Below are 14,080 nucleotides of genomic sequence, written 5' to 3'. Positions count from 1 at the left end.
CCGCATGACCCTGCCAGCAGGCGCCGGCACCCCGGTGGCCGCACCCGCGCCGAGCCAGGTCGAGCTGGAACGCCGGCTCTACCGTCGGCAGCGCGGCCGTCGATCGGTCGTCGTCTCCGTGCTGTCGACGGTCGTCGTCATCGCGATCGTCTGGTTCGGTGTCGTGAACACCCCGGGCTGGGCCGCGGTGCAGCAGTCGTTCTTCGACCCGCAGACCGCCGTCGAGTCGTTCCCGGCGATCCTGCTGGGGCTCTGGTTGAACGTCCGGATCCTGTTCTTCAGCGCCATCGGCGTCGCGGTGTTCGGCACGCTCCTCGCGGTCGTCCGCGGGCTCCGGAACCCGGTGTTCTTCCCGTTGCGGATGCTCGCGACCGGCTACACGGACCTGTTCCGTGGCCTGCCGCTCATCATCGTGCTGTACCTCGTCGGGTACGGGATCCCCGGTCTCGGGGTCTTCCCGCGCCTGCCCGCCGAGGTCTGGGGCACCATCGCGATCGTCCTGACGTACTCGTCCTACATCGCCGAGGTCCTCCGTGCCGGCATGGAGGCCGTGCACCCCTCCCAGCGCCTCGCGGCCCGGTCGCTCGGGCTGTCGCACGCGAAGACGCTCCGGCTCGTGGTGCTCCCGCAGGCGATCCGGAAGGTCACGCCGGCGCTCATGAACGACTTCGTGTCGATGCAGAAGGACGTCGGCCTGGTGTCGATCCTCGGTGCCGTCGACGCGGTCCGGTCCGCGCAGATCGCGCAGGCCGAGAGCTACAACTTCACGCCCTACTTCGTCGCCGGCCTGCTGTTCGTGGTGATCAGCCTGCCGCTGATCCGCGTCACGGACGCGATCGCGCGTCGGCAGCAGCGGCGCGAGCAGATCGGGGGCACGGTATGAGCGGTCTGGAGGCGCGGAACACGCCCGACGCGTCGGCTGCGGTCCTCGAGCTGCGCGGGTTGCGCAAGGCGTTCGGCGAGCACGAGGTTTTCCGCGGCATCGACCTGACCGTGCACCGCCACGAGGTCATCTGCGTCATCGGGGCGTCCGGGTCCGGGAAGTCGACGCTCCTCAAGACGGTGAACCTGCTGGAGGGCATCGACGACGGCGAGATCCTGCTGCAGGGCACGGACATCGCCGACCCTCGGATCGACGTCGACCGCACGCGGGCGCGGATCGGTGTGGTCTTCCAGCAGTTCAACCTGTTCCCGCACATGAGCGTGCTCGACAACGTGACGCTCGCCTCCCGCCAGGTGCACGGGGTGCCGCGAGCGGAGGCCGAGGCGACCGCGAAGCGGCTGCTCGACCGGATCGGCCTCGCGGACTTCGCGGGTGCGTACCCGGACCGGCTCTCCGGCGGGCAGCAGCAGCGCGTCGCGATCGTCCGGGCCATCGCGTCCGACCCGGAGCTGCTCCTGCTCGACGAGGTCACGAGCGCCCTCGACCCGCAGCTCGTCGGTGAGGTGCTCGACCTCGTCACCGAGCTGAAGCGGCAGGGCTCCACGATCCTCATGACGACGCACGAGATGCACTTCGCGCGGAACGTGGCCGACCGGATCGTGTTCCTCCACCGGGGCGAGGTCGTCGAGGAGGGCGCTCCCGCTGCCGTCCTCGACGCCCCGCAGCACCCGGCGCTCGTGGAGTTCCTCTCCCGCGTCCACGCCTGACCCACCCGGGGGTGCGGGTCAGCTCGCGGGGGAGAGCTGGGGCTCGAGGACGGGCTCGGGGAGCGCCTCGGGAGCGCGGGCCGCGCGACCCGCGGGCAGGAACACGGCGACGATCGCGCTCGCCGCGACCACGGCGGCACCGACCATCACGGCCGGCTGCGCCGCGTCCACGTACCCGGTGGGGGTGAGCTGGCCGCCGTTGCCGGTGAACACCGCGGTGAGGACGGCGATCCCGAGTGCGACACCGATCTCGCGGAGCGTCGAGTTCGCCCCCGACGCCTTCGCGTGGTCGTGCTGCGGCATCCGGGCGAGCACCGCCGTCGAGATCGGCCCGAACACTGCGCCCATCCCGATCCCGGCGAGCAGGAAGCCGGGCAGCAGGGTCGTGAAGGTGACGTCGGCGGCCATCGTCCCGGCGATCCAGAACAGCCCGGCGGACAGGAACACCATCCCGCCCGTGATGAGCACGCGCGTGCCGACCCGGGGTGCGATGATCCCGGCGAGCGGCGCGACCACCATCGGCGCGAGGGTCCACGGCATCGTCCAGACGCCGGCCTCGAGCGGGGTGCGGCCCTGCACGACCTGCAGGAACTGGATGAGGATGAACACCGCGCCGAACGCCCCGAACGAGAACGTCATCGCGACGATGTTGGCGAGGGCGAAGCTGCGGTCGCGGAAGAACCGGAGCGGCAGCAGCGGAGCGGACGTCCGTGCCTGCCAGAGGACGAACGCGACGAGCAGCACACCGCCGCCGATCAGTCCGGTGAGCACCTCGCCACTGGTCCACCCCGCGTCGTTGCCGCGGACGACACCGAAGACGACCCCGAGCACGCCGAGCCCGGCGAGCAGGACGCCGAGGACGTCGGCACGGACCCGGGCGCCACGGGTGTTCGGCAGCGCGTACAGGGCGAGCGGGATGGCGATGATGCCGACGGGGACGTTGAGCCAGAAGATGGCCTCCCAGCTCCAGTTCTCGACGACGGCGCCGCCGATGAGCGGGCCGAGGGCGACCCCGAGGCCGGAGATGCCACCCCAGACGCCGATGCCGACCGTGCGGAGCCGGTCCGGCACGCTGCCGACGAGCAGGGTGAGCGAGAGCGGCATGATCGCGGCGGCCCCGGCGCCCTCGACCGCTCGCCAGACGATGAGGGCGGTCGGGTCGGTGCTCAGCGCGGCGAAGGCGGACGACACGGTGAAGACCGCGATGCCCGCGACGAACAGGTGCCGGCGGCCCAGGCGGTCGCCGAGACCGACGGCGAGGAGCATGAGCGCGGCGAACGCGAGCGTGTACGCGTTCGTGATCCACTGCAGCTCCTCGACCGAGGCGCCGAGGTCGGCGTGGACGGCCGGCAGGGCACTCGTGACGACGAGGTTGTCGAGCGTGGCCATGAACATCGGGAGGGACGCGGCTGCGACGGCGAGCCAGACGGGGATGCGTCGTTCCATGGTGGGATCCGTTCTTTGGTAATCGGATGATTACTAACGATGGCGACTGTAGTAATCGACTGATAACCTGTCAACCATGAGTTCCGCAACCGAAGCACCCGCTCCCCGGATGCCCGCCGCGCAGCGGCGCGCGATGATCCTCGAGGCTGCGCGAGGGCTCTTCGGCAGCCAGGGCTACAACGGCACGACCACGGACCAGATCGCGGCCGCCGCGGGCATCAGCCAGCCGTACGTCGTGCGGATGTTCGGCTCGAAGGAAGCACTCTTCCTCGAGGTCTTCCACGACACGCTGACGACCCTGCTCGACGCGTGGCGGGAGACCCTCGCGCACCTCGGCCCGGACGACACCGTCGCGCACGTCATCGGCGAGCAGTTCGTCGACCTCGCCGCGAAGCAGGGCCTCCACACGATGCTCCTGCAGGGCTTCGTGTCCGGTGCCGACCCGGCGATCGGTGCCGCCGCCCGCGCGGGGTTCCTCGAGATGTACCGGTTCCTCCGCGACGAGGCCGGGATCCCCGACGACCAGGTGCAGGGGTTCCTCGGCAGCGGGATGATCTTCGCCGTCATGCTGGCGATCGACATGCCGTCGCTGTTCGACGCGGACTCCGACGCCGCGGACCTGCTCCGCGCGACGTTCGGGGCGAAGTGCGGCCAGGTGCTCGACCTCGTGCGAGGACAGCGCGCGGGCGCCGCGAGTGCCGCGGGCGCCGTGGGCGCCTAGGGCGTCAGCAGCACCTTCCCGATGACCTCGCCGTCGCGGACCCGTCGGTGCGCCTCGGCCGCCTGGTCGAGCGGGAGCACCGAGTCGACCACCGGTCGCACCCGTCCTGCGGAGACCAGCGGCCAGACGTTGTAGCGCACGGCCTCGACGATCGCGGCCTTCTCGACGGCGGGACGTGCGCGCAACGTCGTCGCACTGATCGTCGCGCGCTTCCGCATCATCGCGCCGAGGTCGAGCTCGCCGGTGCGGCCGCTCCCCGATGCGATGACCGCGATGTGCCCGTTCGGCGCGAGGACCTCGAGGTTCCGGTCGAGGTAGTCCGGCCCGACCACGTCGAGCACGACGTCCACCCCGCGGCCGCCGGTGAACTCGAGCGTGCGGGCGACGAAGTCCTCGGAGCGGTGGTCGATGACCAGGTCCGCCCCGAGCTCGCGGGAGGCGCGCACCTTGCGCTCGCCGCCCGAGGTCGCGACCACCGTCGCACCGAGCGCCTTCGCCCACAGCACCGCGTGCGACCCCATGCCGCCCGTCCCGCCGTGCACGAGGAGCGTCTGTCCGGGGCGGAGTCCGGCGAGCATGCCGACGTTCGAGTAGACCGTGCAGGCGGCCTCGGGCAGCCCGGCGGCCTCGACGAGGTCGACGTTCCCCGGAACCGGCAGCACCTGCGTCACGGGCGCGGCGACGAGCGACGCGTAGCCACCGCCCGAGAGCAGCGCGCAGACCCGGTCGCCGATCGCGAAGCTGGTCACCCCGGCGCCGAGCGCGCGGACCGTGCCGGAGACCTCGAGCCCGAGGATGTCGGACGCCCCGGGCGGCGGCGGGTAGTTCCCGGCGACCTGCTGCAGGTCCGCGTTGTTCACCCCGGCGGCGGCGACCTCGATGAGGACCTCGCCCGCGGCCGGCACCGGGTCGGGCAGTTCGTCGACGTGGAGGGTGCCGTCGTCGGGCGTGATGGCGCGCATGCCCTCGACGGTACGCCACGGGCCGGGTCACCCTGTGCGGCGCCGATGTGTAGCCTCGATGCGGATCCGCACGCCGTCCCGGGTGCGGGCACGACCTGGGGGACCCACACATGCGCAAGAAGCTCGTCTCGCTCGCCACCGCAGCCGTCGCGGTGGCACTCCTCGCCGGCTGCTCGGGCGGCGGCTCCTCGACCGGTGGCTCGTCGGGCAGTGACTCGTCGGACACCCCGTCCGCCACGAAGACCGTCGCCGCAGCGTCGCAGACGAAGGCCGAGGCCTGCGCCCAGGTCGAGAAGGAGTTCCAGTCCTTCGTCGACGACCAGACGTCCGCCTCCGCGCCGGCCGACCCCAAGGCGCGCGCTGCGCTGGTCACGGAGATCAACGACCGGCTCGACGCGTCCCTGCCGGGCATCGGCAACGCCACCGTGAAGACGGCGTTCGAGCACTTCAACAGCGCGGCGAAGGACTACGCCGCCGCGCTGCGGAAGAGCGGCTCGGAGGAGTCGGCGGACGCACAGGCGGCCGAGACCGACGTGCAGACCGCGCTCAAGGAGGTGGCGACGGCCTGCCCGTCGTGACGCGACCCGGACGCGCGACCCGCGCCTCCCGGCTGACGACCGTCCAGGAGGCGCGGGTCGCGTCCTCTACGCGGCCGCCGGTCGCGACGCGTCGAGTCGCGCGACGTCCTCCGGTCGCAGCTTCACCGTCGCGGCCGTCACCGAGTCGAGGATCGACTGCGGCCGGGACGCCCCCGGGATCGGGACGACGACGTCGCTCTTCTGCAGCTCCCACGCCAGCGCGATCACCTGCGGGCTGACGCCGCGGTCCCGCGCGATGTACGCGAAGTCCTCGTACGCGGTGCCGAGGGTCGCCGCGTCCTGGATCCCGCCGAGGGGGCTCCACGGCAGGAACGCGATGCCGAGCTCGTCGCAGAGCTCGAGCTCGGGCTCGCTCGAGCGGAACTTCGGCGAGTACTGGTTCTGCACCGAGGCCAGACGGCCGTCGAGGACCTCGTTCGCCGTGCGGATCTGGTCCGGGTCGGCGTTCGAGATCCCGGCCATCCGGATGACGCCCTCGTCGAGGAGGTCCCGGAGCGCGCCGACCGACTCCGCGTAGGGGACGTCCGGGTCCGGGCGGTGGAACTGGTAGAGCCCGATCGACTCCACGCCGAGACGCTTCGCGGACGCCTTCGCCGCCTCCTTGAGGTACTCCGGCCGCCCGTTCTTCGCCCACGGACCGGCCTCGGGGCGGAGGTGACCGCCCTTCGTCGCGATGAGGACGGCGTCGGTGTCGCCGTGGAACTCGCGGACCGCCCGCGCGATGAGGGACTCGTTGTGCCCCACCTCGTCGTGGCCGCCGAGGTGGTACGCGTCGGCGGTGTCGATGAGGGTGACGCCGGCCTCGAGCGCGGCGTGGATCGTGGCGATCGACTGCCGTTCCTCCGGACGTCCCTCGATGGACATGGGCATCCCGCCCAGTCCGATGGCACTGACCGACACGTCTCCGATGACTCGTTGCTTCATGGGACCAGCATGCGCCGGGCGTCAGCGGCGCGCCCAGGTCGGCGCGTGCTCGGGGAGCGGACCGAAGGCGATGCCGCGTGCGTAGACACCGCGGACCGGGGGCACGTACCGCGCCAGGAGGACCGGCACCTTCGGCGGCCCCGCCTGCAGCGCGCCCGCGAACGCCCGCTCGAACACCACCCGGTGCAGCATCGCCTGCGCGGTCTGGACCAGCACGGCCGGCGCCGTCCGCCGACGCTGCACGGCCGCGAGCGCCCCGTCGAGCCCGGCGCCGACGAGCCCGCGGCGGAGCGCCGGCACGAGGATCGCCGCGGTCGCGACGGCGTCCTGCACCGCCAGGTTGATGCCGACGCCGCCCGCCGGGGACATCGCGTGCGCGGCGTCGCCGATGCAGAGCAGCCCCGGACGCCACCACCGGGTCAGCCGGTCCATCCGGACGTCGAGCACGTGCACGTCGTCCATCGAGCCGATCGCGTCCACCCGGTCGGCGAAGTCGGGGCGGAGCCGGGCGACCCGTGCCCGGAAGGCTGCGAGTCCCTCGGCCCGGAGCGCTGCGTCGGACCCCTTCGGCGCGAAGTAGGCGACCTGGTGGTAGTCCGGCCGCGGGAAGCTCAGCAGCACGTCGGTGCCCGCGAACGCTGGCACGAGCGCGGTGGACGCGTCACCGGGCTCGCGCGGCAGCCGGAACCACCAGGTGTCGAACGGGACCGGGAACGAGCGGGGCCGGAGTCCGGCGGCGGCGCGCAGCACGGAGTCGCGGCCGTCGCAGGCGACCACGACGTCGGCGCGGAGCTCCTCGGGCTCCCCGTCACCCCGGTACGGCCGGAGGTGCACGCCGGTCACGACGCCGTTCTCCTCGATCGTGCCGGTCGCCGCGAGGCCCGTCGAGATCGTGAAGGACGGTTCCTCGCGGGCGGCGGTCACGAGCATGTCGAGGAGGTCCCACTGCGGCACCATCGCCACGTGGTCGTACGGCGGGCGGAGTCGCGAGAAGTCGCCGAGCAGCACGCGGGAGCCGTCCGGCATCGGCAGCGAGAAGTCGTCGAGGCGGGACTGCGGCAGGGCCCGGAACCGGTCGCCGAGTCCGAGTTCGTCGAGCAGTCGGATCGTGGAGGCGTGCACGGTGTCGCCGCGGAAGTCCCGGTTGAAGTCGTCGTGCTTCTCGACGACCCGGACGGCGACGCCGGCGCGGGCGAGCAGCAGGCCGAGGACGATGCCGGCGGGGCCGCCGCCGACCACCGCGACGCTCGTCCGCGAGACCGTCACCATGCCCTGGACGCTACGCCGGGGGCGGACTGGAGGCGCGGTGCCGGCTCGCACCGCGCCTCCCGTCCGGCAGTGGTCGCGCCCACCGCCCGCGGTGCGCGCGCATGGTGCGTCACTGCACGCGTCGTTCGACCGGGGCCGTGTCGATCGATGCGCACAGATCGTCTGCGTCCGCATGGTGCGACGACGCACGTGTCGATCGACGCGTGCCGTGTCGGAACCCGCGTGCGCCCGCGGCGCGTCAGGCGGTCGTGCCCACCGAGCTCGAGCCGGTGCCGGCGTCCGCGGCACCCGCGAAGACCACGCCGCCCCAGGTGATCACCCCGATCGCCAGCACGAAGCCGATCGCCGCGATCCACCACGAGGACCGCCGGCGGATCCACGCGCCGATCGCCACGACCGTGGTCGCGACCCCGATCACGAACGCCCCGCCGACCGCGATCGCCGTCCCGCCGAAGTACGCACCGGGGGAGCACCCCTGCGCGGCGTCGCACGTGGCCGTGGCCGAGATGACGGCGATGATCCCGACGACGGCGGTCACGATCGTCATGATCGCGCCGAACGCCAGGAGCAGCACGGTCGAGATCCGGTCGGCGAGCTTGCCGGCCGGGAAGAGCGTCGACCCGCCCTGCTCCCACGCGGCGCGCTGGGCACCGGTGGGGTCGGAGGGGGAGTGCTGCGGCGGACCACCGGGGACGTTCGACCAGGTCATGGGTGCAGTCCTACCGTGCTTCCACACCGAACGCCTGGGCGAGGCGCTGGATCTTCTGCGCCCGACCGAGTCGCGGCAGGTCGGAGCCGTCCCGGATCACGCGGCCGCGCGCCTCGAAGTCGTCGAGGAAGTCCTGTGCCCAGGCGACGTCGGTCGGCGTGGGGGAGATGACCTCGTTGATGACCGGCAGCTGCTCGGTGTCGAGGCAGAGCTTGCCGGTCAGGCCGAGCGACACGGCGACCTGCGACTGCTCGCGGAGGATCGGGTGCGACGAACCCACCGTGGGGCCGTCGATCGGGCCGGGCAGGTCGCCGACGCGGGACGCCACGACGAGCTTCGACCGGGGGTACGCCATCGCGAGGGTGTCCGCGCTCGTCCCGGTGTCGCGGCGGTAGTCGCCGGAGCCGAACGCGAGGCGGAACGCCCCCTGGGCGCGGGCGATGGACACGGACTCCTCGATGCCGAGGGCCGACTCGACGAGGGCGATCACGGGCGTCTGCCCACCGAGTCGGTGCCAGGTGTCGGTGACCTGCGCCGGGGACTCGGTCTTCGCGAGCATGACGCCCTGCAGCCCCGGCAGGCCACGGAGCTCCTCGACGTCGTCCGCCCAGAAGTCGGTCGTGACGTCGTTGATCCGCACCCAGGCCTCGCCGCCGCCCGCGAGCCAGGACGCCACGGTGTTCCGTGCGCCGGGCTTCGCGGCCGGGTCCACGGCGTCCTCGATGTCGAGGATGATCTGGTCGGCCCGGGAGCGCTGGGCCCGCTCGAACCGGTCGGCAGCCGTGCCGGAGACGAGCAGCCAGGACCGCGAGATCTCGGCGGGGACGGATCGACGCCGGTTCGGCGGAGTGGTGGACACAGCGGTGCGGTCGTCGATGGCCATGCCCCGTTGGTACCACATCGGGTGCCCGGGGATCGCATCGCGCCCGTCCGGAAACCCCGAAACCTCGGTTCATTGCCAGAGTGGTGGCCCGCTTCCGCCTACAGTGTCGGATGTGTGGCGAGCGGACAGGGTGACCGACGGCGAGGACGACGTGAACGACGACGTCCCCGTCGAGGGCGCCGACGCGCCTGCAGACGAACAGCACGACCAGCAGGGGGAGCAGGACCAGCGGGGGAAGCAGGAAGAGACCGTCGTGACGGACGAACCCGACCGCACGCTGCGACCGGAACTGCAGCTCACGAGCCCGCAGGCGATCAGCCTGGGTGATCCGCGCCTCCAGGCCGGCAACGCCGCGGAGCCGGTGTGGGACGTCTGGCGCAAGCAGCTCACCGGCGTGGGCGGCACGAGCCCGCTCACCCACTTCGCCGACCACCCGCGTGCCCGCATCGAGCTCTCGACGACGCACCCGGGCGGTCTCGCCCAGTTCATCACCGGCAAGACGACACTGCTGTCGAGCCTCATCCGCGACGAGGTGGCGCTCCGTGCCGCCCGCATCGCCGCGGCCCACGTCGAGGCGAAGGGCACCGAGCTCGCCACCGTGCGCGGCATCGACGCCGTGAAGCTCGGCATCGGCATGGCCGACTGGGAGCACGGCGACGAGCAGTTCCGCGGTCCGGTGCTGCTCCGTCCGCTCGCGATCCGCCGGCACGGCCGTGACTTCGAGGTCCGGCTGCTCGGTGAACCCGTGCTCAACCCTGGTCTCGCCGACGCGCTCCACGAGCAGTTCGGCGTCATCCTCGACGCGCAGTCGTTCGTCGCGCTGGCGCAGCAGGACGGCTCCTTCACCCCGAACCCGGTGATCGACCGGCTCCGTGGCCTGACCGCCCACATCCCGGGCTTCTCGGTGCACGCACGCCTCGTCGTGTCGACCTTCGCCGAGGTCGCGACCGGCATGGTCGAGGACACCGAGGACCTCTCGCACCCCGTGCTCGACGCCCTCGCCGGCAACCCGAGCGCGAAGTGGCAGGTCGAGCAGTCGTACCACCCGGTCGAGCAGACGCCGTCGGACGAGCGCAGCCCGGAGACGGACACGCTCCTGCTCGACGCCGACGACGAGCAGGAGAACGTGATCGCGCAGATCACGGCCGGCAACTCCATCGTCGTGAAGACCCTCCCGGGCACGGGCGGCACGCAGACCATCGTCAACGCGCTCGGCGGTCTCGTCGCCGCGAACAAGCGGGTCCTCGTCGTCAGCCCTCGCCGGGCGACCCTCCGCGGGATCGCCGCCCGCTTCGCCGAGGTGCAGCTGCCCGGCGTCGCGGTCACGCCGAGCACCCTCCGCCGGGACGTCGTCCGCGCGATCGCCCGCAACGAGAAGGCGTCCCGCCCGAACCTCCGCGAGGTCGACGACGCCCTGGTCCGGCTCCGGAAGGTCCTCAAGGACTACCGCGGCTCGTTGACCCGCGTCGACCCGGACTTCCGCGTCTCGGTCCTCGACTGCCTGGTCGAGCTCTCCCGGCTGTCGCTCCTGCCGGTGCCGCCGTCGACCACCGCACGGCTCTCGAAGACGTCCGTGACGAGCATGGTCGAGGGACGCCCGCGCGTCGCCGAGACGATGGTCAGCGCCGCGAACCTCGGTGAGTTCCGCTACGGCCCGGACGACTCGCCCTGGTACGGCGCCAAGTTCGCCTCGAGCGACGGCGCGCACCGGGCGCACAAGACCGCGAAGGACCTCGACGGCGACGGCCTGCCGACGCTGCTGCGCCGCGCCCACGACCTCGTGGCCACGACCCACATGCGGCAGTTCACGACCATCAACGAGCTCGGCATCTACCTCCGCCTGCTCACCGAGATCCGCGACACCCTCGACCGCTTCCTGCCCGTCGTGTTCGACCGCTCGGTGTCCGAGCTGGTCGCCGCCACCGCCCCGCGCGGCGAGGGCGCCCCGATGTCGTCGACGAACCGCCGTCGGCTGAAGAAGCTCGCCCGCGAGTACGTCCGTCCGGGCGTGCACGTGTCGGACCTGCACGAAGCGCTCACCCGCGTCCAGCAGCAGCGTGTGCTCTGGCAGCGCTACGTCGCCGCCGGCGTCAACCCCGAGGTGCCGACCGGCATCGCCGACGTGCAGGTGCTGTTCTCGAACGTGGTCGAGGACCTGGCGCGTCTCGACGAGCCGCTCGGCCGAACCTCCCGCGAGACCCAGCTCGCGAACGTGCCGATCGACGAGCTCGTCCCGACGATCGCGCGCCTCGCCGAGGAATCCGACGTCCTGCACAACCTGCAGGAGCGCACCGAGCTCATGCAGACCCTGCGCGACCTGCAGCTCGAACCGCTCATCACCGACCTGGCGAACCGGCACGTGCCGGACACCCACGTCCCCGCCGAGCTCGAGCTCGCGTGGTGGCAGTCCGCCCTCGAGACGATGCTCGAGTCCGACCGGGCCCTGCTCGGCGCGAACACCGACATGCTCGACCGGGTCGAGGCCGACTTCCGCCTCGTCGACGACGCACACGCGGCCGGGGTCTCCCAGGGCCTCGCGTGGCAGCTCGCCGAGAACTGGAAGGTCGGGCTCGTCGACTGGCCGGACGAGTCGACCGCGCTCAAGACGCAGCTCAAGGAGGGCGCGATCACCTCGCGCCTCCTGCAGGACTCCGCGCCGCACCTGTCGCGCTCGATCGCACCGGTGTGGCTCGCGAGCCCGTACGAGGTCGCGCAGATCGCCGACACGATGCCGTTCGACACGGTGATCCTCGTCGACGCCGGGGCCGTCACCATCGCCGAGACCGTCGGCGCCGTCCGCCGTGCCCGCCAGACCGTCGTGTTCGGCGACCCGGTCACGCAGACGCCGTCCCCGTTCCGGATCGCGGTCGACCCCGCGCACCGAGCGCTGCAGGTCGACGAGGGCACGCTCGACGCCTTCCACGCCGACTCCGCCCTCGCGAAGCTGTCCACGCTCCTGCCGACCCTGTCGCTCACGCGGTCGTACCGCGCCGGCGGCGAGGACCTCGCCGAGCTCGTCAACCGCCGGTTCTACGGCGGCCGCATCGAGTCGCTGCCGTGGGCCGGCTCGTTCCTCGGGCACGGGTCCATCGCGCTCGACTACGTCAGCGACGGCAAGGCCGTGCCCGATCCCGAGTCCGGGGCCGTCGAGAGCGTCGACGCCGAGGTGGACCGCGTCGTCCGGCTCGTGCTCGACCACGCCCGCACCCGCCCGACCGAGTCGCTCATGGTCATCACCGCCTCGGCGAAGCACGCCGTGCGGGTCGAACAGGCCGTGCTCACCGCGGCGCAGGGGCACAAGGACCTCACCGAGTTCGTCATCGGCGACCGTGCCGAGCCGTTCATCGTCGCGACGCTCGAGCAGTCCGTCGCGCAGAGCCGTGACCGCGTCGTGTTCTCGATCGGGTACGGCCGGACGCCGCACGGTCGGGTGCTGCGGGACTTCGGTCCGCTCGGCAAGCCCGGCGGGGAGCGCCTGCTCGCCGTCGCGATGACCCGTGCCCGCCGCTCGATGGTCATCGTCACGTGCTTCCAGCCGTCCGACATCGAGGCCGAGCGCATGGGCCACGGCACCGTCGCCCTCGCCGAGATCCTCGCCGAGGTCCGTGCCCGCACCACCGCCGAGTACGTCCCGGACGACTCCGACCCGCTGCTCGTGGACCTGGCACGCCGACTCGAGATGCGCGGCATCCCGGTCGCGCTCGGGCACCGCGGCAAGCTCGGGCTCGTGGCCGCGCACGGCGGCGTCTGCGTGACGATCGAGACCGACGCGTCGCTCGTGAAGGGGTCGCTGCGCGAGTCGCTGCGGCTCCGCCCCGAGGTGCTCCGCCGACTCGGGTGGCACTACGTGCGCGTGCACGCGTTCCAGCTGTTCTCCGACCCCGACCGTGTCGCGAACACCGTCGCCGCGGTGCTCGGCGTGGACCGCGGCGTCACCCAGGAGATCTCGATCCCGCCGATCCCCGCACGCCGGTGACTCGACGCCCGAGCCGGCGGGCCTCCCGGCCAGCCGGGCCGGTGACGCCCGACACGGACCAGCTGGTGGGCACGTGGACGCGGGCCGACGACGCGTCGTCAGCCGCGCCTCCCGTCGTTCCTGCGGCGACGACCGCCGCGCCGGTCGCGTCCCCGGGGTCTCCGGCGGGCGAGCCGGGAGGCGCGGGTCGCCCCCGCAGACGCGTCACCACCCAGCCCGCACCGGGCTCCGACCCCACCCCGGCCCCGGAACCGGCTCGGCACCGCGACGGCGAGAACGACGACCAGCTCCGGCGCGACGTCCCGCCGCACTGGTGAGCCGGTAACCTTGCCTGCGATGACTGACACCGCGCGGCAGCGCCCCGACTGGCAGACCTGGCCGAACCTGATCACGCTGTTCCGGTTCGTGTTGATCCCGGTCTTCGTGGGCCTCGTCGTCGCCGGGCACCCCGGGTGGGCGCTCGTGTCGCTCGTCGTCCTCGGTGTGAGCGACTGGGCGGACGGGTTCATCGCCCGGAAGTTCGACCAGACCTCGAAGCTCGGCAAGTCGCTCGACCCCATCGCCGACCGGCTCGCCATCATCGCGATCGTGCTGGCGCTCGTGCTCACCGGGCTGTTGCCGCTCTGGGTCGTGATCGTCGTCGTCGCGGTCGACCTCGTGCTCGTCGTGCTCTCGAGCGTGCTGTTCCACGGCAACCCGGACCTCGACGTCACGTGGACGGGCAAGATCCGCTCGGCGCTGTTGTTCGTCGGCCTGCCGGTGCTGTTGTTCTCGGCCGTGCACGCCGTCGACGAGAACGCGCCGTGGGTCCGCGTGGTCGCCCTCGTGTTCGTGTACCTCGGCACGGTCGGCCACGTGGTCGCCGGCGTGCAGTACGCCCTCGCGATGGTCGCGAAGCGCCGCGCGGTCGCCGCCGCGCGCTGAGCGCCGCCGCGCGCCGC

Annotated in this window: 12 protein-coding genes; 6 read left to right on the top strand and 6 right to left on the bottom strand. The window is 72.4% G+C overall.

The window, feature by feature from the left end:
* The first annotated feature begins 4 nt into the window (after window positions 1-4).
* Window positions 5-883 carry an amino acid ABC transporter permease gene (locus FS825_RS04420; RefSeq protein WP_144711292.1) on the top strand — a complete coding sequence of 293 codons (879 nt, stop codon included), beginning with the start codon at window positions 5-7 and terminating at the stop codon, window positions 881-883.
* Complete coding sequence (locus FS825_RS04415; protein ID WP_144711291.1) at window positions 880-1,650, top strand: amino acid ABC transporter ATP-binding protein; 771 nt, start codon at window positions 880-882, stop codon at window positions 1,648-1,650. The genes FS825_RS04420 and FS825_RS04415 overlap by 4 nt, the downstream gene beginning before the upstream one ends.
* Before the next feature lie 18 nt (window positions 1,651-1,668).
* Here FS825_RS04415 and FS825_RS04410 read toward each other — a convergent pair whose 3' ends face one another.
* Complete coding sequence (locus FS825_RS04410; RefSeq protein ID WP_144711290.1) at window positions 1,669-3,096, bottom strand: DHA2 family efflux MFS transporter permease subunit; 1,428 nt, start codon at window positions 3,094-3,096, stop codon at window positions 1,669-1,671.
* A gap of 76 nt (window positions 3,097-3,172) precedes the next feature.
* Between FS825_RS04410 and FS825_RS04405 the strand changes: the two genes are divergently transcribed.
* The gene (locus tag FS825_RS04405; protein WP_144711289.1) at window positions 3,173-3,817 is read left to right on the top strand and encodes a TetR/AcrR family transcriptional regulator; all 645 of its coding nucleotides are present in this window, start codon (window positions 3,173-3,175) and stop codon (window positions 3,815-3,817) included.
* Here the strand turns inward: FS825_RS04405 and FS825_RS04400 are convergent.
* Window positions 3,814-4,779, bottom strand: coding sequence for an NAD(P)H-quinone oxidoreductase (locus tag FS825_RS04400; RefSeq protein ID WP_144711288.1), 966 nt, complete (start codon window positions 4,777-4,779; stop codon window positions 3,814-3,816). The genes FS825_RS04405 and FS825_RS04400 overlap by 4 nt on opposite strands.
* A gap of 110 nt (window positions 4,780-4,889) precedes the next feature.
* Here FS825_RS04400 and FS825_RS04395 point away from each other — a divergent pair, with 110 nt between their 5' ends.
* Window positions 4,890-5,357 carry a hypothetical protein gene (locus FS825_RS04395; protein ID WP_144711287.1) on the top strand — a complete coding sequence of 156 codons (468 nt, stop codon included), beginning with the start codon at window positions 4,890-4,892 and terminating at the stop codon, window positions 5,355-5,357.
* A 66-nt stretch (window positions 5,358-5,423) separates the two neighbouring features.
* On the opposite strand, the gene FS825_RS04390 is transcribed toward FS825_RS04395, so the two are convergent.
* The 4 genes from FS825_RS04390 to FS825_RS04375 all read right to left on the bottom strand — a co-directional run bounded on the left by FS825_RS04390 (window position 5,424) and on the right by FS825_RS04375 (window position 9,163).
* Window positions 5,424-6,302 carry an aldo/keto reductase gene (locus FS825_RS04390; RefSeq protein ID WP_144711286.1) on the bottom strand — a complete coding sequence of 293 codons (879 nt, stop codon included), beginning with the start codon at window positions 6,300-6,302 and terminating at the stop codon, window positions 5,424-5,426.
* A 21-nt stretch (window positions 6,303-6,323) separates the two neighbouring features.
* Entirely contained in the window at window positions 6,324-7,571 is a 1,248-nt protein-coding gene (locus FS825_RS04385; protein WP_144711285.1) for an FAD-dependent oxidoreductase, read from the bottom strand.
* A 238-nt stretch (window positions 7,572-7,809) separates the two neighbouring features.
* Window positions 7,810-8,280 (bottom strand): DUF6264 family protein, encoded by a 471-nt coding sequence (locus FS825_RS04380; protein ID WP_144711284.1) that lies wholly within the window; start codon window positions 8,278-8,280, stop codon window positions 7,810-7,812.
* Between the two features lie 10 nt (window positions 8,281-8,290).
* Window positions 8,291-9,163 carry an HpcH/HpaI aldolase/citrate lyase family protein gene (locus tag FS825_RS04375; RefSeq protein WP_144711283.1) on the bottom strand — a complete coding sequence of 291 codons (873 nt, stop codon included), beginning with the start codon at window positions 9,161-9,163 and terminating at the stop codon, window positions 8,291-8,293.
* Between the two features lie 130 nt (window positions 9,164-9,293).
* Between FS825_RS04375 and FS825_RS04370 the strand changes: the two genes are divergently transcribed.
* Together FS825_RS04370 and FS825_RS04365 are read left to right on the top strand one after the other, a co-directional pair.
* The gene (locus FS825_RS04370) at window positions 9,294-13,139 is read left to right on the top strand and encodes an AAA family ATPase (RefSeq protein ID WP_144711282.1); all 3,846 of its coding nucleotides are present in this window, start codon (window positions 9,294-9,296) and stop codon (window positions 13,137-13,139) included.
* A 336-nt stretch (window positions 13,140-13,475) separates the two neighbouring features.
* Window positions 13,476-14,063, top strand: a complete 588-nt coding sequence (locus FS825_RS04365; protein ID WP_144711281.1) for a CDP-alcohol phosphatidyltransferase family protein — start codon at window positions 13,476-13,478, stop codon at window positions 14,061-14,063.
* Window positions 14,064-14,080: the final 17 nt, after the last annotated feature.

It is taken from the genome of Curtobacterium pusillum (genome assembly GCF_007680845.1).
GTDB classification, from domain to species: Bacteria; Actinomycetota; Actinomycetes; order Actinomycetales; family Microbacteriaceae; genus Curtobacterium; species Curtobacterium pusillum_B.
Note: the sequence above shows the minus strand (reverse complement) of the source record. Positions and strands in the feature narration are given on the sequence as shown.